This is a genomic window from Arthrobacter sp. GAS37 (assembly GCF_044908325.1).
In the GTDB taxonomy this organism is placed as follows: domain Bacteria; phylum Actinomycetota; class Actinomycetes; order Actinomycetales; family Micrococcaceae; genus Arthrobacter; species Arthrobacter ramosus.
The window spans coordinates 38,574-59,850 of the sequence record NZ_JBIYDB010000023.1 but is presented as its reverse complement, the minus strand read 5'-3'; the positions used below and the strand labels follow the sequence as shown (position 1 = coordinate 59,850).

The 21,277-nt window shown below is 63.2% G+C and carries 19 protein-coding genes; 11 read left to right on the top strand and 8 right to left on the bottom strand.

Annotated elements, in window-relative coordinates; genetic code table 11:
- Window positions 1-360 precede the first annotated feature (360 nt).
- The 7 genes from ABH924_RS17070 to speB all read right to left on the bottom strand — a co-directional run bounded on the left by ABH924_RS17070 (window position 361) and on the right by speB (window position 8,277).
- Window positions 361-1,308, bottom strand: a complete 948-nt coding sequence (locus ABH924_RS17070) for a proline dehydrogenase family protein (protein ID WP_404500666.1) — start codon at window positions 1,306-1,308, stop codon at window positions 361-363.
- A 74-nt stretch (window positions 1,309-1,382) separates the two neighbouring features.
- Window positions 1,383-2,237 carry an ACT domain-containing protein gene (locus ABH924_RS17065; RefSeq protein WP_234751627.1) on the bottom strand — a complete coding sequence of 285 codons (855 nt, stop codon included), beginning with the start codon at window positions 2,235-2,237 and terminating at the stop codon, window positions 1,383-1,385.
- Window positions 2,238-2,359: 122 nt separating this feature from the next.
- Window positions 2,360-2,791, bottom strand: a complete 432-nt coding sequence (gene mscL, locus ABH924_RS17060; RefSeq protein ID WP_234751628.1) for a large conductance mechanosensitive channel protein MscL — start codon at window positions 2,789-2,791, stop codon at window positions 2,360-2,362.
- 97 nt (window positions 2,792-2,888) lie between these two features.
- Window positions 2,889-4,181 (bottom strand): D-arabinono-1,4-lactone oxidase, encoded by a 1,293-nt coding sequence (locus tag ABH924_RS17055; RefSeq protein WP_404500663.1) that lies wholly within the window; start codon window positions 4,179-4,181, stop codon window positions 2,889-2,891.
- 28 nt (window positions 4,182-4,209) lie between these two features.
- Window positions 4,210-5,742: an aldehyde dehydrogenase family protein gene (locus tag ABH924_RS17050; protein WP_234751630.1), complete on the bottom strand. Its 1,533-nt coding sequence runs from the start codon at window positions 5,740-5,742 to the stop codon at window positions 4,210-4,212.
- 76 nt (window positions 5,743-5,818) lie between these two features.
- Window positions 5,819-7,276, bottom strand: a complete 1,458-nt coding sequence (locus ABH924_RS17045) for a purine-cytosine permease family protein (RefSeq protein WP_404500661.1) — start codon at window positions 7,274-7,276, stop codon at window positions 5,819-5,821.
- On the bottom strand, window positions 7,273-8,277 hold the full coding sequence (speB, locus tag ABH924_RS17040; RefSeq protein WP_404500659.1) for an agmatinase: 1,005 nt from the start codon (window positions 8,275-8,277) through the stop codon (window positions 7,273-7,275). Before speB ends, ABH924_RS17045 begins: the two co-directional genes overlap by 4 nt.
- Window positions 8,278-8,491: 214 nt before the next feature.
- On the opposite strand from speB, the gene ABH924_RS17035 reads away from it, so the two are divergent.
- The 4 genes from ABH924_RS17035 (at window position 8,492) to ABH924_RS17020 (ending at window position 12,228) form a co-directional block, all read left to right on the top strand.
- Window positions 8,492-9,985 (top strand): PucR family transcriptional regulator, encoded by a 1,494-nt coding sequence (locus tag ABH924_RS17035; protein WP_404500657.1) that lies wholly within the window; start codon window positions 8,492-8,494, stop codon window positions 9,983-9,985.
- A gap of 27 nt (window positions 9,986-10,012) precedes the next feature.
- Complete coding sequence (locus ABH924_RS17030; protein ID WP_404500655.1) at window positions 10,013-10,168, top strand: hypothetical protein; 156 nt, start codon at window positions 10,013-10,015, stop codon at window positions 10,166-10,168.
- A 146-nt stretch (window positions 10,169-10,314) separates the two neighbouring features.
- The gene (locus tag ABH924_RS17025) at window positions 10,315-11,364 is read left to right on the top strand and encodes an FUSC family protein (RefSeq protein WP_404500653.1); all 1,050 of its coding nucleotides are present in this window, start codon (window positions 10,315-10,317) and stop codon (window positions 11,362-11,364) included.
- Between the two features lie 93 nt (window positions 11,365-11,457).
- Window positions 11,458-12,228, top strand: a complete 771-nt coding sequence (locus ABH924_RS17020) for a GAF and ANTAR domain-containing protein (protein WP_404500686.1) — start codon at window positions 11,458-11,460, stop codon at window positions 12,226-12,228.
- A gap of 85 nt (window positions 12,229-12,313) precedes the next feature.
- On the opposite strand, the gene ABH924_RS17015 is transcribed toward ABH924_RS17020, so the two are convergent.
- Window positions 12,314-12,886: a Chromate resistance protein ChrB gene (locus tag ABH924_RS17015; RefSeq protein WP_234751636.1), complete on the bottom strand. Its 573-nt coding sequence runs from the start codon at window positions 12,884-12,886 to the stop codon at window positions 12,314-12,316.
- Between the two features lie 209 nt (window positions 12,887-13,095).
- On the opposite strand from ABH924_RS17015, the gene ABH924_RS17010 reads away from it, so the two are divergent.
- The 7 genes from ABH924_RS17010 (at window position 13,096) to ABH924_RS16980 (ending at window position 21,254) form a co-directional block, all read left to right on the top strand.
- Window positions 13,096-14,187, top strand: coding sequence for an extracellular solute-binding protein (locus ABH924_RS17010; protein WP_344789159.1), 1,092 nt, complete (start codon window positions 13,096-13,098; stop codon window positions 14,185-14,187).
- Complete coding sequence (locus tag ABH924_RS17005; protein ID WP_404500650.1) at window positions 14,188-16,026, top strand: ABC transporter permease; 1,839 nt, start codon at window positions 14,188-14,190, stop codon at window positions 16,024-16,026.
- On the top strand, window positions 16,023-17,234 hold the full coding sequence (locus ABH924_RS17000) for an ABC transporter ATP-binding protein (protein WP_404500648.1): 1,212 nt from the start codon (window positions 16,023-16,025) through the stop codon (window positions 17,232-17,234). The genes ABH924_RS17005 and ABH924_RS17000 overlap by 4 nt, the downstream gene beginning before the upstream one ends.
- Window positions 17,235-17,286: 52 nt before the next feature.
- Window positions 17,287-18,387, top strand: a complete 1,101-nt coding sequence (locus tag ABH924_RS16995) for a COG4280 domain-containing protein (RefSeq protein ID WP_404500646.1) — start codon at window positions 17,287-17,289, stop codon at window positions 18,385-18,387.
- Window positions 18,388-18,574: 187 nt separating this feature from the next.
- Window positions 18,575-19,138, top strand: coding sequence for a hypothetical protein (locus ABH924_RS16990; RefSeq protein WP_404500644.1), 564 nt, complete (start codon window positions 18,575-18,577; stop codon window positions 19,136-19,138).
- 46 nt (window positions 19,139-19,184) lie between these two features.
- The gene (locus tag ABH924_RS16985; protein WP_404500642.1) at window positions 19,185-19,937 is read left to right on the top strand and encodes an IclR family transcriptional regulator; all 753 of its coding nucleotides are present in this window, start codon (window positions 19,185-19,187) and stop codon (window positions 19,935-19,937) included.
- Window positions 19,938-20,051: 114 nt separating this feature from the next.
- Complete coding sequence (locus ABH924_RS16980; protein WP_404500640.1) at window positions 20,052-21,254, top strand: 4-hydroxybenzoate 3-monooxygenase; 1,203 nt, start codon at window positions 20,052-20,054, stop codon at window positions 21,252-21,254.
- Window positions 21,255-21,277 lie beyond the last annotated feature (23 nt).

The window sequence follows — 21,277 nt, the reverse complement described above, 5'->3', positions numbered from 1 at the left end:
TCCTTCTTCTGGGAGGAGGGACGCTGCCGGTTCGTTGAGTCCGTTTTGGGATCCCGTTTTGGGATCCCAAAATCAAAATTAGATGTGACCCGGCGCACTGTCAAGGGTTTTGGTATACAAAGCGAAGAAACGGAATGTGACCGGGGGTTGTGAGGCCCGGATTGGCGGTGTTGCTCGGTGACGGGGCGACGGATGGGATACCGGAGGCTCGGCTTGGGGCGTGCCTGCTTGCCGACGCGCTTCCTACCTCAAGACGCGCAACTGGCTACGGGGCGCGGAGAAAGTCCGGCGACGCTGGAATTCCGGTGTCGCCATGGATTTTCCGTGTCGTCAGGCGTTTAGGGCAGGATCGGGGAGCGCTTAGCTCAGGTTGAGGTCGGCGAGAGCCGTCAGCGCCCGTTCCGGATGTTCCGCGATGCGGTTGAGGACGTACAACCACCACTCGCCACCGAAGATGACGTACTCGCGCGTCCTGTAGCCGTCCCTTTGGAGCCGGTCGAGAAGATCGGTCCCCAGTCCGAGGAGCATCTCGAATTCGATCGCGTCGGTCTTCAGCGCCTCGCCGTGCCTGGTGATGAGCGTGTTGACGAGCTCGTCGTCGTGCGTCGCGAGGGAAAGCGGGTGGCCGGAGCGGATGAGCTTGCTTGCCAGATCGAGGTAGGCAGCAGTCAGTTCGACGCTGTTGCGGGGGTAGGCGACGGACTCGGGTTCGAGGAACGCGCCTTTGACTAAGCGAACGGTACCCGGGTGGCGGAGGACCCGCTCGAGGTCTCCCGGGGTGCGGTGCAGGCGGGCTTGGAGTGTGATGCCGACGCGGGGGACTTCGACAGCGAGTTCGTCGTACAGGTCGAGGACCAGATCGGTCCGATCGGAACCTTCGGCCGAGATCATAAGTCCCGTCCCGTACGGTTCAGTTATCGCGGCAAGCCGGCGTACGTGGTTGAGCGCCAGATCGCGGTCCACGAGAGCGCCGAGGTGGGAGAGGTCGAAAGAGATCGTGCTCGGCAGGCCGGTCTTCCCGAGTGCAGCGCCCACCTCGAGGAACACCCCGGCTTCCGAGCGTGCCAGGTCGGCGTCGCGCACGCTCTCGCCGGCGTATTCGATACTGGCGGCATGCCCGCGGGCTACCGCCGCTGCGGCTACCTCGATGGCGTCGGCGGCAGTGTCCCCGGCCGAGTATCGCCTTGCCACGCGCGAAGCCATTGTCGCCAAGGCCGGTGTGGACATGACACGTTGCTTCAGGCCTTCATCCAATGCCCACGCCCGGAGGGTATCGGCAGCACGCTCGAGATCAATCTTGGTAGTCACCCGACAAACTGTACCTGCGGAGTTTGCAGGCCACGATGTCGGGTTCGCGATGTGAAATCTCAGCGCTGGGCTGGTCAGGATCGGGTACCCCTTCGGGTGTGCGCCAGGATTTCCGCAAGCTCGGCGAGCCGGTGTGCACGTGCTGATTCCGCCGGCGTGAACGGCTCGCCCGGCCGGGAGAACAGGAGCGGCCCGTGCCAGGCGGTGGGAATCTTGAGGAGCGTCGTGGAGGGCCCGACGGCGGCGCCCGCCTCGACAGCCGGACCTTCCGGTTCCGGGGTGACGATTTTCGCCGAAAGGAGTTCCGCAACCGCCAGCGGCAGTTCGTGCGGGTTGTCGGCGATCCGGGCAGCCAGGCTCAGGGCCTTGGTCTGGCCGTCCGCCATGGCGAGTGCAGTGGTAGGCCACACGTGCGAATCCCGGCCGCCGCCGTCGTCGAGCGCTGTCAGTAGCTCCTGCTCGCCGAGGTGGCCCGGAGCGGAAAGTACGAATTCGTCCATGACGGCTCCATCCATGGGGTGGACATGGATGCTGAGGATGTTGATGTCGGTCCGCGCCAGGGATTGGGTGATGCGTTGGAGGGAACCCGGCTGGTCGCGGAGCACGGTCCTCGCCCGCCAAAGGGCCGGGGCCGAATGGAGCTTCCTGCGGTGGCGGAGGGCAGGTGCGTGGATCCAGCGCCGCAGAATCCTGGCCGCGGAGGGCTCGGCGACCCAAATGACCAGGACCGTTGCGGTGACGGTCAGGAGGAGCACCTTGGCCAGGTAAGGCAGTTGCGTTTCAACCACCGCGGCGTGGACAAGGAGTTCGATGGGCAGCATCACGGCGATTTGGGCCACGGTGACCCGGGCCTTCGGAGCCTCGGGCATCTGGCCGCATACTTCGCAGGAGAGCTCGGCTGTAGCGGAAGTCCTCTTGTTCGGCTTCATGGCACTATCGTGCCCGAGCCCTGTTTCAGGTGGATTGCGCCTGCGTCACGATCTGAGGCAGCACTGATGTGGGCCAGTTCGGCGCCGACCGGACGCGCCGAACTGGCCGTAATGCCCGGAACCTAGCGGGCGTTTTCGTCGCTCTTGTTGGCGGCGGCGAGATCGGTCAGGAGGTCGCGGATCTCAACAAGCAGGGCGGTGTCAGCCGGCAGCGGTTCGTCCTCGGGTTCTTCGATGGAGGCACGGCGCTTGGTCAGTTCGTTGATCTTGTTCATGGGCGCAACGAAGATGAAGTACACCACGGCGGCCGTGATCAGGAAGGTCACGAACGCGGTGATGACGGCGCCGAAGTTGACGAAGGTCTTCGCGTTGTCCGGCCAAATGGAGAAGCCCAGTCCCTGTGCGTTGACTCCCCCGGCCGCGGCGATGATCGGGTTGATGATGTTGGTGGTGAAGGCTGCGACCAGGGCCGTGAACGCGGTGCCGATGACGACTGCGATGGACAGCTCGATGATGTTGCCGCGAAGAACGAAGTCCTTGAAACCTTTGAGCATGGAATATCCTCCGGTGGGTACGAGTCTCTGGCTAAATCAGAGATCAAACTACCACTCCAAAGTTTCAAACGGGTGTATCGGACCCAATTTCGCTCGGTCAACCCAGAAGGGCGCGGGTGTGGTCGTTGAGGAATATTCCGCGCGGATCGAACTCGCGCCGTACTTGGATAAAGGTGTCCAACTCCGGGTAGAGGCGTTCCAAACGGCTCCTCGTCATGAAATGGATCTTTCCCCAGTGCGCACGTGGCTCGAAGTCCTGCAGCACCGAATCGGCATCACGGAAGAACTGCCAGTAGTCGGTCCCGGGTTCGGTAGTCAGGGTGATCACTGTGGTGTCGCGTCCCTGGAACTGGGACATGTAGCCTTCGTCGGCCTTCACCCAGCGAACCTCTACGGGGTATTTCTGGTCAGGGTGCTTGGTGCGGATCAGGTCCTGGACGGCCTCAACGGCGGACAGTCCAACCTCGTTCGGCACAAAGTACTCGAGTTCATGGAACGGCGTGGTGAATCCGCCCGGGTAAATACGGTACGAACGGTCCAGCCGGGCACCTTCCGTACCCGAAATTTGCTCGTCCTGGATCTGCGCGATGTTGTAGCGCTTGGTGTAGCTGCGGTTTGCCATGCTCAGGCCTGGCGCGCCCGGGAGGTCCAGGAGCTCGCACGAGCCTTCCTCCGGGCACCAGAGGAACGAGTAATGCCTGTTCGCGTCGATGTCGGACTGCCAGGTTGCGGTGGTCTCGTCCCAAGTGGGATACGTGATTTGTTCTTGCAAGTAGTAGCGGTCCTCAACGGCCAACTCCACCTCGAGGAAAATCCCGAGCGTACCCAAAGCCACCTGTGCGGCCCTGAGTTCGCGGAGCTGCCCCTCGCCGATTTCGACGATCTCGCCGTAACCATTGATCAGCTTCACCCAACGGAGGCTTGACGAGAAGCTCCCCAGATCCTTCCCGGAGCCGTGGGTGCTGGTTGAGAGTGCGCCCGCAATCTGCTGCTTGTCAATGTCGCCTTGGTTGGCCAGCGCGAGGCCTTGCTCCCACAACGGATCGCCGAAGGCATTGATGGTGGTGCCGGCAAGGGCTCTGGCACGACGCCGGACAGGGTCGGTTCCGGTGATCCCCGATAGTGCGGACATGTCCATCAGGACGCCCCCCGTCTGGACCAGCGGCGAGGATGAATGCCCTGAGCCGACCGCCCGCACGGGCAAGCCTTCGCGGATCGCGAAACGAACGGCGTCGAGCGCTTCTTGTTCAGTGCGCGGCCGGACGGTGAAGGCCGGCGTGGCGCTCTGGTTCCCGCCCCAATTGGTCCAGGTGACGTCTGTTCCGAAAGGGGCCGGCGGGGTGGCTGAGCGTGCCGAGGATGATGTGTGGGGAAGGTGCGCGGTGGTCATTGCTAAGCTCCGTTGCTTGTCTGAAGGCTCATGCGCCGTGGTTGATCATGAGGTGCTTGGTGCGGGAGTAATCGTCCAGGGCGTAAAGCGAGAGGTCCCGGCCGTAGCCGGATCCCTTGAATCCGCCCCACGGTACCTCGCAAGCCAGCACCAAGTGTGAATTGACCCAGACGGTGCCGAAGTCGAGTTGCTTTGGAACGCTCAACGAGAGGCTTGAATCCCGGGTCCATACCGAGGCAGATAGTCCATAAGGGCTCTCATTCGCCCGTGTGATGGCCTCTTCGGTGGAACTGAAAGTCTCGACCGTGACCACGGGCCCAAAGATCTCGTGGGTGGCAACATGCGCCCCGGCCGGGACGTTGCCGATGACCGTGGGTTCGATGAAGTAACCCGGGCCTTCCAACGCAGAACCGCCGATGGCCATGTGCAGGCCAGCAGCTTTTGCCTCGGCCAGCGATTCCTTGACGCGTTCGAAGTGTGGGCGGGAAATCATGGGTCCGATTTCCACGTCGTCCCCTGCCCCTGGAGCGCCGACCACTAGGGTGCTGACTTCGCGCACCAAGTGTTCCGTGAACTCGGCAGCCACCGACTCGTGCACAAGTACGCGGCATGCAGCGCCACAGTCCTGGCCGGCATTCCAGTACCCGGCGTTTCGCACGCCGGCGGCGGCAGCACGGAGGTCGGCGTCGGCAAACACAACAACCGGAGCCTTGCCGCCGAGTTCGAGATGGACGCGCTTGACCGATTTGGCCGCAGTCTCCGCCACGGCCTGTCCGCTAACGACACTCCCTGTCAAGGCGACGAGGGCAACGTCAGGGTGTTCGGAAATCCGCTGTCCGACGGTCCGGCCCTGTCCCGTCACGACATTGAGGATTCCGTCCGGAATGCGTCCGGCGAGGAGTTCCGCAAGCTTGAGCGTCGAGAGTGGTGTCTGCTCGGACGGCTTGAGGACGATGCTGTTTCCGGCGGCCAGGATAGGCGCGATCTTCCAGGCAGCCATCAGCAGCGGGTAGTTCCACGGGGTGATGACGCCGACGACGCCCACGGGCTCCCTGAGGATCACCGAGGTGTGCCCGGTTGCATAGTCCCCGCCAGCCATGGACGTCAGCGTACGGGACGCTCCGGCCATGAAACGGAAAGTATCAATAGTGCTGGAGACATCGTCCTCGGCAACGGTTCGCGGCTTGCCGGTGTTGGCGGACTCGATGATTTCGAAGGCTTCACGATTGGCTTCGATGATGTTGGCGATCAGGTTCAACACCTCGGAGCGTTCCTTCGGGGTCGTGGCGCCCCAGGACTTCTGGGCCGCCACCGCGGCTTCAACAGCAGCATCGACGTCGGCAGCTGTGCCGGCCAGCACGGACGCGATGACCTGCTCAGTGGTGGGGTCTACGACGTCGATGAGGTGGGTGGAAGAGCCCGGAACAAACGATCCGCCAATAAAGTGCCCGCCGGGAGGCAGAGGCAGTGGCAAGATGCCCGGGGCGTTGTGGGCCGCAGGGGAGTTGTTGTCTTCGCTGACGCGACGGACGGTGAACTGTTCGGTGTCGATGAGTGTCATGATTTTGCCTTTGTTTTCTGGCGCCGGTCGTGGCGTCGGGAGTTTATGGGAAGTACGGGCCCAAGCCCGCGGTGCGTTAGACCAATTCGCTTGCGAGTGCGGGGGCCTGAAGCGGGGTGGCCTCGGTCTTCTTCCGGAAGGTGCGTGCCGCGACGTAGTAGAGCGGAGCAACTACCACGAGTCCGACAATCCAGGAGAGGTCTACGCCGCCCATGGCTGCCGCGACGGGTCCGGTGTAGATCGCTGTTGCCGAGAACGGAAGCTGGACCAGGGCACCTGCCACGTAGGAACCGATGGCGACCCAGTTGAAGCGGCCGTACACTCCGCCGTCGCGCTTGAAGAAGTCCTCAACCCTGTAGTCGCCGTGCCGGAGGAGGTAGTAGTCCACCAGGTTGATGGCCGTCCAGGGAACCAGCACGTACATCAGGAAGGAGAGGAAGTTGGTGTAGAAGAGGATGAAGTTGTCGCGTGCGAACAGGGAGATCAGGAGTGCGAAGGTAAAGAGGATGATGGCCGCAACGCTTCGGGTCTTGGCGCGAGGCAACCAGTTCGGCTTGAACGTCTGCCCAATAGTGAGGCTGCACAGGACGCCGCAGTAGAGATTCATGGCGTTCGACGCTGCAACGCCGAGGCAGAAGATTCCCACGACTGCCAGTGTCCATGGCTGGAGCAACGCTCCCATGCTTCCGACGATTTCGACGTTGCCGGCGTCTGCGCCCATCGTGACCGCGAGGGTTCCCACCAAGGCACCCAGGATCATCGGGAAGAGGGTCCCCAGGACGCAGCCTGAGTAGGAGGCCCAGAACGCCGGGCCCGAGCCGGTGCCTTGCGGCATGTAGCGGGAGTAGTCCGAGACGTAGGGAGCGTAGGCGAGTTGCCACAAGGCGGATACGGACACGGTGGCCATGAAGCCGACCCAGTTGAAGTTTCCCTGGTACAGGAAAGTGGCGGGCAGCCCGTGGACGAACATGATCCAGACGAAGGCCAGCAGCAGCGCCAAACCAGCCACGATGCTGAGGAAGCGTGCGTAGGCGTGGATGAGTCGGTAGCCGAAGATCGTGGCAACAACGCTCACGACGCCGATGATGATGATGCCTGCGTCAACACTGATGTCCGGGCTGACCGCGGCCATTGCTTCGCCGCCAAAGACCAGGTTCGCGGCGAAGAATCCGACGTACATGATCACCACGATGACCACGATCAGCAGCGCCCCGAAGGAGCCGAATTGGCCGCGGGTCTGGATCATCTGCGCCACGCCCAATTGCGGTCCCTGGGCGGAGTGGAGCGCCATGAAGATGCCACCGATGACGTTGCCAAGGATGATTCCCACGATGGCGGGCACAAAGCTGAGCCCGAACACCGTGGTGGCGAGTCCGCCGGTCACGATGGTCATGATCATGATGTTGGAACCGAACCAGATGGTGAAGAGGTCCCGCGCCTTTCCGTGGCGTTCGTTCAACGGGATGGGCTGAATGGTTTTGTCTTCGAGCCGGGGCACTTCGGTAGCTGCGGCGGGATTGCTTCGGGTGTTCATGATGCGGTCCAGGAGGCTGCTTGCAATTCGCGGACGGCGTTGGCGGAGGCTTTGCCGCGGTTCACCATCAGCGCGAGAAGGTCGAAGACGAGGGTGGCCGCGGCTACCGTGGTGATGTCTGCGTGGTCGTAGGCCGGAGCGACCTCGACGACGTCTGCTCCGACGATGTTGATGCCGTTCAGGCCGCGGAGCAGGGCCAGAAGTTCGCGCGAGTGGAGCCCGCCCATCTCGGGAGTACCGGTGCCCGGCGCATAGGCCGGGTCCAGGACGTCGATGTCGATGGAGACGTAGACCGGGGTGTCGCCGAGCCGCTCCTTGACCCGTTGGATGGCTGCCGGAACGCCGATGACGTCCAGGTCCGAGCAGCGGATGATCTGGAATCCGAATTCGTGGTCGCGGAGGAAATCGTTGCGATCGTAGACCGGCCCGCGGATGCCGACGTGCATGGACCTGTCTTCCACGAGGAGGCCTTCCTCGAAAGCCCGCCGGAAGATGGTTCCGTGGGTGACCGGCTGGTCGAAGTAGGTGTCCCAGGTGTCCAGGTGGGCGTCGAAGTGCAGCAACGCGACCGGTCCGTGGACCTTGTTCAGGGCCCTGAGCATCGGGAGGGCGATGGTGTGGTCGCCACCGATCGAGATGAGCTTCTTTTCCTCACCGATCAGGGGCAATGCCTGCTCCTCGATTTCGCGGACGGCCCGGGCGATGTCGTAAGGCGTGCAGGCGATGTCACCGGCGTCCACAACCTGGACTTCGTACACAGGCTCGACGTCCAGTTCGGGATGGTACCCGGGACGCAGCAGCCGGGAGGCTTCGCGGACCGCGGCAGGACCGAACCGGGCGCCTGGCCGGAAGGACGTTCCGCCGTCGAACGGTACGCCGACGATCGCAATGTCGTAGTCCGGAACGCGGTCGATTTGGGGGAGCCGGGCGAAAGTGCCGAGGCCCGCATACCGGGGGACTTTTGTAGCGTCGACGGGGCCGATGGGCTGATGCGTTGTCATGCCGGTGTCCTTTGTTCAGTGCCGGGCGGCGATGCCCGCAGCGTTCGGTGTTGGGATGGGGGTGCTCGCCTTTGAGCGGGAAGTAGGTAATCCAATTCTTAGTGGCGTGCGTCACGGCGTATAGCGGTCGATTGACTACAAATGGCCGATGCTCTTATACATTTGTCTAAGGGCCCTGAGTAGGCCCGAAACCAACGCGCTGGGAGCATATTTCATGGCGATTACTGTGGCTGAGCTCGTGGCGGAACCTCAGCTCGGACTCACGCTTTTGGCCGGATCCACGGGCAGGGACAACCGGATCACGTGGGCACACACTTCCGACCTGCCGAGGCTGTGGGAATGGGTCACCGGCGGCGAACTGATGATGACCAACGGCCTGTCCATCCCGGCCGACGCCAAAGGCCAAGTAGCGCTCGCCGAGGCGCTCGTCGATGCAGGTGCCAGTGCCCTTGCCATCGGGGAAAAGATGCATGCCCCTGAGCTGTTGCCGGAGTTCCTCGCGGCCTGCGAACAGTTGCCGCTGCCACTCATCAGCATTCCGTATCCATTGCCGTTCATCGCTATCGCACGAGCGGTAGCTGAGGCCTCCTTGCTGGAGGAATCGCGGCGCTTGCGTCAGACCGCCCGGGTCTATGACCTGCTCCGTACGGCGGGAACATCCGAGGACCATTGGCAGGGCCTTCTCCAAGGCCTTGAGGCCGAGCTCGATGCGGATCTGTTCGTTGTGGACCGGCGCTGCCTTCATCCCTGGCATCCGGATGGTGAGCCGCTGCCGGACTTCCTGCAGGCGGAACTGGCCCCCCTGACAGGGCATATACCCATGACCGGGAAGAAGTTCCAATGGCACCGGCTGCGGGACCGGCACGTGTTGATGATGGACATCCCCACCCACGCCAATGCGGTGCTGGTGGTGCTGCCGAAAAGCGATCCGCACCCTGACGCCGTCGTGCTTCTGCATGCGGCGACGGTGCTGGGGTTGGAACTCTCGCGAACGGCCCTGTCTCTGGAAGGCCGGCACCGCCTGGCGGGCGAATTCCTCCTGCAGGCGTTCGATGGACGCCTGGGGATCGCGGAACTGGAGATCAGGCTCACCGCTTTTGAGATTTCGGCGCAGAATTTCGTGGTGGTTTCGATAGGGGCCGACGACGGCGAGCGGCTGGCGAACATGCACGTCGAACTGTGGCGCCACGGACTTCAGGCCGCTTGCCTGCGGCATCTCAATACACTTCATGTGGCGGTATCCGCGGCAGTGACCGATGACGTTTTGATCCATTGCGCGGGGCCCGAGGTCCGGATTGGCATCAGCTCGCCTACGTCTGCCGGGGGAGTCCAACGTGCACTGCAGGAATCGCTGTGGGCGCTCGGTTCAGCGAAAGGCAATGCCGTAAACCTGTCCCGTTACGCCGAGGGTCCCTCGTGGCTGGGGCTCACGAGTTTCGAGGAGGGGACGGCGTTGGTTCAGCGGCTGCTCGGCCCGATCTTCACCTATGAACAGAGCCAGGAAGGCGATCTCATCGTGACTTTGAAGACCTACTTGGACACCCAGAGGTCATGGCAAAAGACCGCCGCGGCGCTCTTCGCCCATCGCCAAACCATCATCTACCGCATCCGGAAAATCAGCGAGTTGACGGGGCTCGACATGACCGAAACGTCTACGTTGGCCCAGCTTTGGTTTGCGCTCCAGATTCATGAGGCGATGCATCAGTAGACCCCGGCCCCGGGGAGGTGGCTGTCATTGTCCGCCCCGGGCATCCGCGCGGATGGACACGTCTGCGGCATCCTGGTCCGCCTGGAGCTCTTCCTGGAACCTCGCGTAGCGGGCCAGGCGGGCTGGACGGCGGCGCAGGAAACCGCCATGGGCGGGCTCGCCGTCAACGTCGTCGAATGCTGACGCCCGGGGTTTACCATTCAACGGAAGGCGGTCGGGCAGCCTGGAGCCGCCCGGCGTAAGCTCATAACGGATGCCAGTGCCGCCGTCGGGCAGTATTAGTTGAGCAGTACGCCGATCAAGAGAAGCAAGCAGAGGCAGGCAATCCATTGAACGCCCTGGCAGAGATGTTCAGGATCGGTCCCGGCAACAAGGACCATCACCCGGCTGTGCGCTGCGCTGTGGGCGTCTTCCTGCCGTTGATCACCCTCGTTTTGTTCGGACGCCTGGACCTCGTGGTTTTCGCCAGCTTTGCTGCGTTCACCAACATCTATGGCCGCAACGAGCCCCACAGCCACCGTTTTCGAAGCCAACTCCGGGCCGGTTCGCTGCTGCTTGGCATCATCCTGCTCGCCACCCTGACGGCCAGGGTTGGACAGGGCTCGGACGTGTACGTGTGGATCCTCACGCTCGGCACCACCTTGGTTGCTGCATTTTGCTCCGTGGTGACTGCGCTGTGGCGGCTTCGCCCGGCAGGTTCCCTCTTCCATATTTTCGCTTTCGCCGCGATCGCGTCCGTGCCTCAGCAGCCGCCGCTCTGGGAAGGGATGTTGGCCGCCGTTTTGACTGCGGTGCTGGCGTTGCTGATCGGAATGTCGGCACGGGTAGTCCCGAGCCACCGGACGCCCTGGAAGCGACCGCCGTCGGACCGGTTATTGCCGCAGGAAATCCGGGCAGCGTGGCTGGAAGGCTTGGGCTACTTCGTGGCTGCCGGGCTGGCCGGAACTCTTGCTACCTTGGCCGGGCAATGGCTCGGGTTCGGACACGGCTATTGGGCCATGGTGGCGGCAGTGGTTCCCTTGGTGGGCCGCAGTACCCGGCATCGGGTGCAACGGGGAATCCAGAGGATCGTTGGGACCCTGCTCGGTTTGCTGGTGCTGGCCGGAATCCTGTGGCTCGGCCCGGCGCCCTGGCAGATGGTGTTGGTAATTGCCGTATGCCAGTTCGGGGCCGAGCTCTTCATTGCGCGCCAATATCTTGTGGCACAGATATTTGTCACGCCACTGGCTCTCATTTCCACTCTGCTGGTTGCCAACGTCCCGCCCGGGCTCTTGCTGCGGGACCGCATCGTCGAGACCGTGATCGGGGCCGCCGTCGGCGTCGCGGTGGTATTGGCGCCCGCGGCATGGTCCCGGTTCCGGGAACTCGCGCCCGGCTAGGCGTTTCCCAATTGCCAACCGTGTGGGACCTTATGTAAGGGGACTTATTATTTCCACATGCCCCAATCAGCATATTCACCGGGAGAACGTGCCATGCTTCCTACAGATTCCACTTGGACCACCATCGACCGAATCCAGAACCTGATCCTGGAGAGTGCCGACTTCGAGGACTTCCTCAACGAGCTCGCACGGTTTTCTGCCCACCAGGTGGCGGGCAACGGCGATGATGCGCTCTGCGGGATCACGCTGCTGCGCGAGCGGAAGGCACTCACGATTGGTTGGAGCAGTGACGCGGCCCGCGAAGTGGACGAGATTCAGTATTCCTTGGCCCAGGGGCCATGTTTGACGGCCGCCGAAGAAGATCGGGAAGTCCACGTCCCGGATCTTCTTGAGGAGAACCGTTGGGGCCCCGACTATGCGGCTGCCGTTGCGTCGCACGGCCTGAGGTCGGTGTTGTCGTTGCCTTTCAACCTTGAGGGAGAGGCCAAAGCAGCGCTCAACCTGTACTCCGAGGCTGCGTACAAGTTCGACGAAAGGGCCGCAGACAGGGCCCGCGGATACACCCGTGAGGTATCCCAGGCCCTGCGTCTTGCCATCAGGATCGCCCTCCATGCGGACAGCGCAAAGAATCTCCGGGCGGCGATGGAGTCCCGCACGGCCATTGACATCGCCGTTGGAATTGTCATGGCACAGAGCCGCTGCAGCCAGGAGGACGCGGTCCGGATCCTGACGGAGACCTCGAGCAATCGCAACGTGAAATTGCGCGATATCGCCAAGTCCTTGGTGGATTCCGTTGACTCAGCGGGCACCCTGACCCACTTCGAAGAGCCGGTCCAGGAGCCGGGCCGCAGCCGGGCGGGGTGAGTCCGGCCCCCGGATGGGTCAGCGCACGGGGTGTAATGCCTTCGAGGGCCCATGCTGTGCCATTTCGCGCAGCAGACCAGAGCCGTCAGTGTGCTTCGGATTCTTCCGTATAGACGCGTGCCGCGTAGTCTTCCAAGGCCTGTGCGCATTTGGCCAGGGCGTTGTCTACTTCGTTCGAGCCGGGTGCCTGGAAGGTGTCGCGAGCCCGTATTTTGGCGAGCCAGTTGATGAGCTTGGTGTGGTCGACCTCGTTTTCTTCGAGTTCGGCGTACGTGAAGTGCTGGGCGTTGTGTTCCTTCTCGATTCCTGCAAGGAAATCGGTGCAGCGGTCGATGATCTCCTCGTATTCGTCGGTGCGGGCCTTTTGGTAGAGGTTGAGTACGTGAGATTCTCCGGCAAGGACCGTGGAGGACATGAGGACGGCTGTTCCAGACATTTGCAGGATTTCATGGCGGAGCTTCTGAAGGGCACGTTCGGCTGCGGGCGCTTTGGGGAGGGCTGCGATCGAGTTTTGCAGGTAGACGGCGCCTAGTCCTTTCAGACGACGCCACACTGTCGCGCGTAGCCGGGTGGGTTCGGAGGGGACACGGTAGACCAAGATCAGCCATTCGGCCGCCCCGGCCGCATCCGGACCGTCTGTCGATTCGGGAGGGCACATCTTCGGATTGTATCCGGAGCATGACTGGCTACCCTCCGGACGGGCTCCCGGGTGCCTGTCAGCTGGCGAAGCGTTTAGCAGTCTTAACCCCTCGTTCACCAAAGCACGACGCAGTGTTAGCCCTCTGAAGTCACGATCATTACGGCATCAAGCTAACGGCCGTTAGCTTTGTCTTCCAACGGCGCATATTCCGAAGAGAGCACCCTGTGATGAAACTGAAGAACAAATCCGCGATGATTGCGGTTACTGCCATGGCAGCTGGCGCGGCCCTGACTTTGTCCGCGTGCGGGGGCCAGGCGGCTGGAACCGCGGTTGGCCAAGCTTCCTCAACGGCGACTGGTGCCGCAGGCTCCGACCAGGCGCCTTTCGTCCTCTATTCGGCGATGGGGTACGACGCCCCCGTGGTGAAGGCCTTCACCGCTGCGACCGGTATTCAGGTCAAGCTGGTGGATGACAGCACGGGACCGCTTTTGACGAAGATCGCCGCTGAGAAGAACAACCCTCAGTGGACCGCTTTCTGGGCCGACGGCGACACGGCCTTCGCTTCCCTGGACCAGCAGGGCCAGTTGCTTCCCTACACTCCTGCCGCCCCGTACACCCCGGCCGGACAGTCTGTGGTGCCCGGGGACCACAGCTACATCCCCACCGGCGTGACGACGGTCCCGGCGGTGATTTACAACGCTGCGAAAACCAGTGCGGTGCCCACCAGCTTGGCCGACCTCTCCGGGTCCGAGTACACGGGCAAGGTGGGAATGAACGATCCCTCCCAGTCAGGTCCGACTTATCCGCTGATCGCCGGGGTAATGAACCAACTCGGCGGAGTTGACCAGGGAAAGAAAATGTTCTCGGACCTGAAGTCCAACGGCATGAAGGTTTACCCCACCAACGGAGACACCCTGCATGCCCTGGAAACCGGGCAGATCCAGTACGGCATGATCCAAAGTTCGGCGGCCCTGGCTGAAGTTCTCAAGGTCAAGCCGACTGCAGACTTTCAGCCCAAGGTTGCCAGTCTCTCAGCCTCGACCCTGCTTCCCGGCGTCTTCGGCATAGACAAGAACGCGCCGGCCACGGCCCAGGAGCAGGCGAAAAAGTTCGCGGATTTCGTTCTTTCTCCGGCCGGTCAGGAGGCCATGAAGAACGGCAACCCCGACGGTGACTCGTTGTTCTGGCCCATCATTTCCGGAATCACTCCGGCTGCCGGGGTTCCGTCGTTCCCCGCCGGGTACCAGCACATCGACCCCTTCGCATGGGGCCCGCGGCAGGCCGACATTGTCAGCTGGTTCGACTCGAACATCAAATAGATGACCGAGCAGCTAAGGCAACCGGTTCCGCCCTTCAAGGCGGGACCGGGTGCCGTTCCCGTAGCCGGGACTGGGGTTCCCGGTCTCGCGTCTGCCGGGTCCTCGCGTCGGTGGCGTTCGCCGGAGGCCCGCAAGACGTGGTCCGTCAGGTTCTCGCCCGTTCTGGCGTTCTGGCTCGCTATTGTCATGGTCCTGATTCTGCCTATCGGCGCTTTCCTGCTCGCTGCTTTCAGCCCCCGTCTGCTCGGTCAGGGCGATGAATGGTTTACCCTCTCAGCCTTCAGTGCCGCATTCAAAGGCACACTGCTTCAGGCGCTGGCTGATTCGACCGCCTTGGGACTGGTTGCGGCGGCCGTTGCCGTGGGAGTCAGCCTTGCTCTGGCGTGGCTCGTTGTCCGCACTGACGCCCCGGGACGGAAAATCTGGACGGGTGCTGTTTTTGCCCTGCTGTTGACACCCTCCTACCTGCTGTCCATGGGCTGGCAGCGCCTGCTCGAACCCTCCGGAGTCCTGGCCGTGGCCGGCATCGATTGCTCCTGGGCGCGCGACATCTACTACGGCCCCGTCGGTATCGCCCTTATCCTCAGCATCAAGGGGATCCCGTTCGGTTTCCTGGCTACCTCCGCCGCCATGCGCGGGTTGGGCAGCGAGTTCGACGATGCCGTCCGGGTCCACGGCGGCACCTTCATCGATTCGCTGCGCGTGACAGTCTCGCTTCTGGGGCCGGCCGTCTGGGCCGCTCTTGCCATCGTTTTCGCCGAGTCGGTCAGTGACTACGGGGTGGCCTCCACGCTGTCCAGCACTTCGCACTTCCCTGTGGCGACGTACGCGATCTTCGACGCCGTGGAAGCGTTCCCGGTGCGGTTTCCGGTTGCTGCGGCTGTCAGCTGGATGCTGTTGGGCCTGATCGCGGTAGCCCTGCTGCTCCAGTCCATGGCGTTGAAGGGACGCAGCTACCGCGTGCTGGGCGGCCGGAGCCGGTCCGGGCGTACGTTGAGCCTTACGCGCCCGTGGAAAGCGGCGGCCGGAGGGTTCCTGACTGTTCTGATCCTCATCGCACTGGGTGTTCCGGCTTTCGGCGCCGTGTCGGCGTCGATGATCGATGGTCTGGGATCGCTGCAAAGCGACCACCCCCTTTCCCTGACCAACTACGACCACGCCCTCCACAGCCCGAACCTTCTCGGACCGCTGGTCTTTTCCACCCAGATGGCTCTGATCACCGCCACCGCGGCCGCGGTGCTTGCGTTGCTGTGCGCCAGAATGCTGACGGCTCGCTCACTTACCGCCAGTGCCAAGGTGCTGGACTTCATCCTGCTGGCAGCCATCGCCCTTCCCGGCATCGTCTTCGCCGCCGGGTATATCTTCACCTACAACCTTCCGGTGACGGCCGCACTGAATATTCATCTTTACGGCACGGCGTCGCTGCTCGTACTCGCTTACGTTGCCTCGGCGCTTCCTTCCACCACCCGCCTTCTGGCAGGAAGCATGAGCCAGCTGCAGGAATCGATGCGTGAGGCCTCCCGTGCACACGGCAGCGGACCGGTATGGACCTGGCTGTCCGTCGTTCTTCCGGTGTTGGCCCGGCCAATCCTCTCGGCCTGGCTGCTGACCTTCTCGGGAACGATCCTTGAGCTGCCCATTTCCCAGCTCCTGTATCCGCCGGGTTCTCCGCCGGTGGCGGTGGGGATCAATCAGGCCTTGGGCACGTACGACTTCGGCGGCGGAACCGCCGTGGAGGTTCTCGCCGTCGCGTTTTCGCTGGCCGTCATAGGACTGGCTTCGCTCATATTCCGATTGGCCACCCCTGCCGGGTGGCGAAAGACAGGACCACAATCATGATCACCACGGTCTTCGGACGCAACAGCCCCCGTACTGCCGTGTCCCCGGCGAACCCGGACGGCCCCGCAGAACACCCGGGGATGTCAGGGGGTCTCATTGAGGTCAAAGGAGCCGCCAAGTCCTACGGCAGCACGCCCGCTCTGACCGGGGTTGATCTCAGGATCGAGCCGGGCCGGTTCGCGGTTCTGCTCGGACCGTCGGGATCGGGCAAATCAACGCTCCTGCGGTCTATCGCGGGCATTGAGCGGCTCAACAGCGGAAGCATTTCCCTGAACGGAACAACCGTCAGCAGCGCGAGCATGAACGTGCCCCCGGAACGGAGGGATCTGGGCATGGTCTTCCAGGACTACGCCCTCTGGCCGCATATGACGGTGGCACAGAATGTTGGCTACGCGCTGCGGCGCCGCAAACTGCGCTCGGCCGCGGCAACCAGGCTGATCACGGAAATGCTCGAACGGGTCGGGCTCACGGGTAAAGCCTCCAGCTATCCGCCCGAACTCTCCGGAGGCCAGCAGCAGCGCGTTTCCTTGGCGAGGGCCCTTGTTGGACGTCCGTCGCTGATCCTCTTTGACGAACCACTGTCGAATCTTGACGCCGATCTGCGTGAGCGGCTGCGGCTGGAAATATCCACGCTCACCCGCGAGACGGGAGCGTCCGCCCTCTACATCACCCACGACCAAAGTGAGGCATTCGCGCTGGCCGACGAGATCGGGGTGTTGCGAGAAGGCACCCTGGAACAATACGGGCGGCCCGAGGAGATTTATAACAACCCGGCGACCCCGTTCGTCGCCCGGTTCACCGGCGTGGGAGGGACCCTCGCAGGGATCGTCACCCAGGGCCACGGCGACAGGGTCACCGTCCGGCTCGGAGACTCCGAAGTGTACTGCCGCCGCGCCGGGAACCTGAAGCCCGGAGACGAAGCCATCGTCCAAGTCCGGCCTGCGGCGACCCGACTCAGCCTTCCCGAACATTCCCGCCCCGGCCAGGCACCGAACCACGCGTCCCTTCCGGGATCCGCCGGCACACTGGCCGGGCGCGTCCTTGACGTCGCTTACCGGGGGCGGACCTATGACCACGTGGTGGAAGGTCCCTGGGGGCGGCTCACCTCAGTGTCTGCCCCGGCGGGACTTCCGCGCGGCGCCGACTGCCTCGTCACGGTGGATCCGGAAGCCGCGATCGCGTTCGGGACCACGCCGGGCGCGCACTAGCCAAGCTCAGCGAATTTTTGTCACGACAGTCCACCACTGAAAGAGAACACCCTTGAATACCACCGCGTTGCTCCTATCCGTCTTCCTGGCCTGTCTGGTCGAAGCCGTGGAAGCCACCACCATCGTTCTGGCGGCGGGAACGGCCCGCGACTGGCGCTCGGCCCTTACCGGAGTCGGCGCAGGCCTAGTAGTGCTGGCCGCCGTCATCATCGTCTTCGGCCCCGCGATTGCCCTGATTCCCATGGATGTCCTTCGCCTGGTCGTCGGCGGATTGCTCCTCATTTTCGGGCTGCAGTGGATGCGCAAGGCCATCCTCCGCGCCAGCGGCCACAAAGCCCTCCACGACGAGGACGAGATCTATCAGCGTGAAGTCGCAGCGGCACAATCCGCGTCCGAGGAGTCGCGCCTCGGAGTCAGCGACTGGTACGCCTTCACCCTTTCCTTCAAAGGCGTCCTGCTCGAAGGACTAGAAGTCGCGTTTATCGTGGTCACCTTCGGCAATATCCAGGGCCAACTCAGCCTCGCCGCCTGGACTGCGGTCGCGGCCGTCGTTCTCGTGGCCATCGCCGGCATCGTTGTGCGCGGGCCTCTCTCACGGGTACCCGAGAACACCATGAAGTTCATCGTCGGCATCATGCTGACAGGCTTCGGCATCTTCTGGGGTGCCGAGGGTGCCGGCGCCGTTTGGCCTGCCGCCGACCTCTCCCTGCTTGTCATCATCCCCGCCCTGGCCGTCATCGCACTTGCAATAGTCGCTGTCCTTCGACGCCATCCGTCGGTGGCCTCGACCGCTGCCACCTCTGAACCAAGCGAATTCGCGATGGGATTCGCCGGCAATCTTCCCGATTCGCAAACGATTGAGCCTTCCGCGCAAGAAACCGATCCCGGTGTGCACGCCCGCTCGGTGGCCGTCGACACGGCCCCCGATGCGCCCCGCGAACCGTCGGCCGGCAACTCCCTGAAAAAGTTTGGCCTGTTCTGGTACGACTTCATTGTCGGTGACGACTGGAGGGTAGCCGTGGCGATCGTCGCATCCTTCGCCCTCACCGCCGCACTGAACACCGTGGGGGGCAACGGAACCTGGTGGATAGTCCCGGCCGTCGCAGTCCTGACCCTGCCCATGGCGCTCTCCCGAATCGTCCGCAGGCCCTGACCTGGTGACCAAGGATCTGTCCTGGCCTGGACAACCCGCCGATCAGGACAGATCCCTCCACCGGCACCTACGCCGAACGCCGGAAGGCTGAACTCTGAAGTCGTCGCGGGGTGTACAAGTCACGGTTCCAGAGGATAGGCTTTTCAAGGTTGAGCCGCCGGCCATAGACACCTCTTTTGGAGTACCTATGGACCGTAGATTGCACGCCCTCGTAAAATTCGATGTTTCCACCGACGCAGTCGAAATCGACGTGCGGGGGAGCCTGAATCAAGATTCGAGGCCCGCGCTCGTTCACATCGTTCGCCGGATTCGGCGAATGGGCGTCACCTCACACATCAGGGTGGGCTTTTCCCACGCCGCAATTGTCGAATCCCAGGCCCTGGCGGGACTCCGCAACGACCTCAACGCGATCGACGGCGGAACCACGGAAGTGGGCCTCGCCAAGGGATCCGGGGTTTCCCTGGAATTCACGGACAAGCCTGCAAGTCTCCTGCTCGGGACCGCAACGGGATCGAAATCGGTCGAGATCACGGGCGAATTCGGAGCCTCGATCGATGCGGCGGGATTCCAACCGCTGGACAAGTGCTCGGATGAAGAACTTCTTGCTGCCAGTGATTTCGCCTTTGGCCTGCTGGACCAGCCCGGCACCTCTGCCTCTCCGGTAGTGCTGGCGCACTACGACGCGATCGGCTTGGAGATCTCGCGGCGGGAAACAAAGGACGCCACGGCGGATCCCGCTGAGCCGAAGTAAGCTTGAACCCACCATTCAAAGGAATTCGTGGAAGTGGTGAAGCGCAATGGCCAACTCGGCATCCGGTGATTCCGTGGTGGATCGCATCGTCCGGATCATCGAATCCTTCCCCGAAGGCTCTAGTTCCCTGCGGCTTTCCGAACTCGCCGAGACCGCCGGCTTGCCGCTCACAAGCGCCCATCGCCTGGTCAGACAGCTCGCCGAACATGGACTCCTGGAACTCGGAGTTGGCGGAAATGTGCGCTTGGGCCTGCGGTTGTGGGAGCTGGTCAATCGGAATTCACCCACCCTGGCCCTCCGGCAAGCGGCACTCCCGTTCATGGAAGACATCCAGCAGGTCCTGAACCAGAACGTGAACCTTGCCGTGCTCGACGGTTGGGAGGCGTTGTTCGTGGAGCGGCTGTCCCGCCGGGGATCCGTCGCCAACCGCGCCCGCGTTGCCGGCCGTATGCCGGTTCACATCTCCTCGGCCGGGTTGGCGTTGATGGCCAGCCAACCGCGGGAACTGCAGGCCGAGTACCTCAAGCAGTTAAGCGACCCCGCCGGAAAGGTGACGGCCGACGTCGTCCGCCACCTTTTGGCCGAAACCGTCCAGCAAGGGTACGCGCAGCTGGCCGGTGTGGTGGATCCGGACACATGGGGCATCGCGGTGCCGGTCACGGACGGCAAGCGGCGTACGGTAGCTGCGCTCGGCGTCGTGGTTCCCCTCGCTGAAATGCGCCTGCAGGCGTTGGTGCCCGCGCTGCAGACGGCGGCCCGCGGCATCGCTCGCCAGCTCGGGGATCAGCGAAACGCCTAAGTGTTTCCGTTGAACGGAATTCATATAACACCGACCATGCGGTGGGGGTCACACTGATCAACAGAACCCACCGCAGCCGCTCAGGCGCGGTTCCGCAATGAAGCGAGGCACACCATGGCACGTAAGATCATCACCACCCAAGTGGCCATCATGGGCGCAGGCCCGGCCGGCCTCATGCTTTCCCACCTGCTGGCGAAGTCGGGGATCGAATCCACCGTCGTAGAGGTCCGCAGCCATCAGCAGATCGCCGAAACTGTCCGTGCGGGCATCCTGGAACACGGCTCCGTGAACCTGCTCGTGGAAAGCGGCGTTTCCGACCGCGTGCTGCGCGACGGCGACAGGCATGACGGGATCGAACTGCGCTTCAACGGCGAAAGCCACCGGATCGACTTCAAGGAGCTCGTGGGGGAATCGGTGTGGCTCTACCCGCAGACCGACGTCTTCCTCGACCTCGCCGCACGGCGCAACGACGACGGCGGCGACGTCCGGTACAGCGTCACGGATACCACCGTCCACGACCTCGAAGGCAAACCGAAAGTGTGGTTCACCGACGCCGAGGGCCAGGAATTCGAAATCCAAGCGGACTTCCTCGTGGGTGCCGATGGTTCCCGCAGTCACTGCCGCTTCCAGATCCCCGAGTCCAACCGCACGTGGTACTTCCACGAATACCCCTTCGCCTGGTTCGGCATCCTCGCCCAAGCCCCGCGCAGTTCGGACGAACTGATCTACGCCAATTCCGAGAACGGCTTCGCCCTGATCAGCCAACGCACGGAGAATGTGCAACGCATGTACTTCCAGTGCGACCCCAAGGAAAACGTGGCCGACTGGGACGACGAGCGCATCTGGTCCGAATTCCGCAAGCGCGTCAACGGGAACGGCTTTGAGCTCAAGGAGGGGCCGGTCCTCGAGAAGATGGTCCTGCCGTTCCGCAGCTTCGTCCACACCCCGATCCGCCACGGAAACCTGTTCCTCGCCGGCGACGCCGCCCACACCGTCCCGCCGACGGGTGCCAAGGGCCTCAATTTGGCTCTGCACGACGTCAAGGTGCTCTTCGAAGGCCTCGAATCCTTCTACTCGAACGGATCCAGCGGCCTGCTCGAGTCCTACAGCGACCGCGCCCTGGAACGCGTCTGGAAGGCCCAGCACTTCTCCTACTGGATGACGTCCATGCTGCACACCGTTCCCGGTTCGGACGATTTCGGCCGTGCCCGGCAGCTCGGCGAACTCCATTCCGTGGTCTCCTCCCGGCACGCGCGGGCCTATCTTGCGGAGTCGTACACGGGGTGGCCCGTTCGCGGAGGCCTGGCGACACTGTGAATGCCTGGCGCGGCGAGTATTCG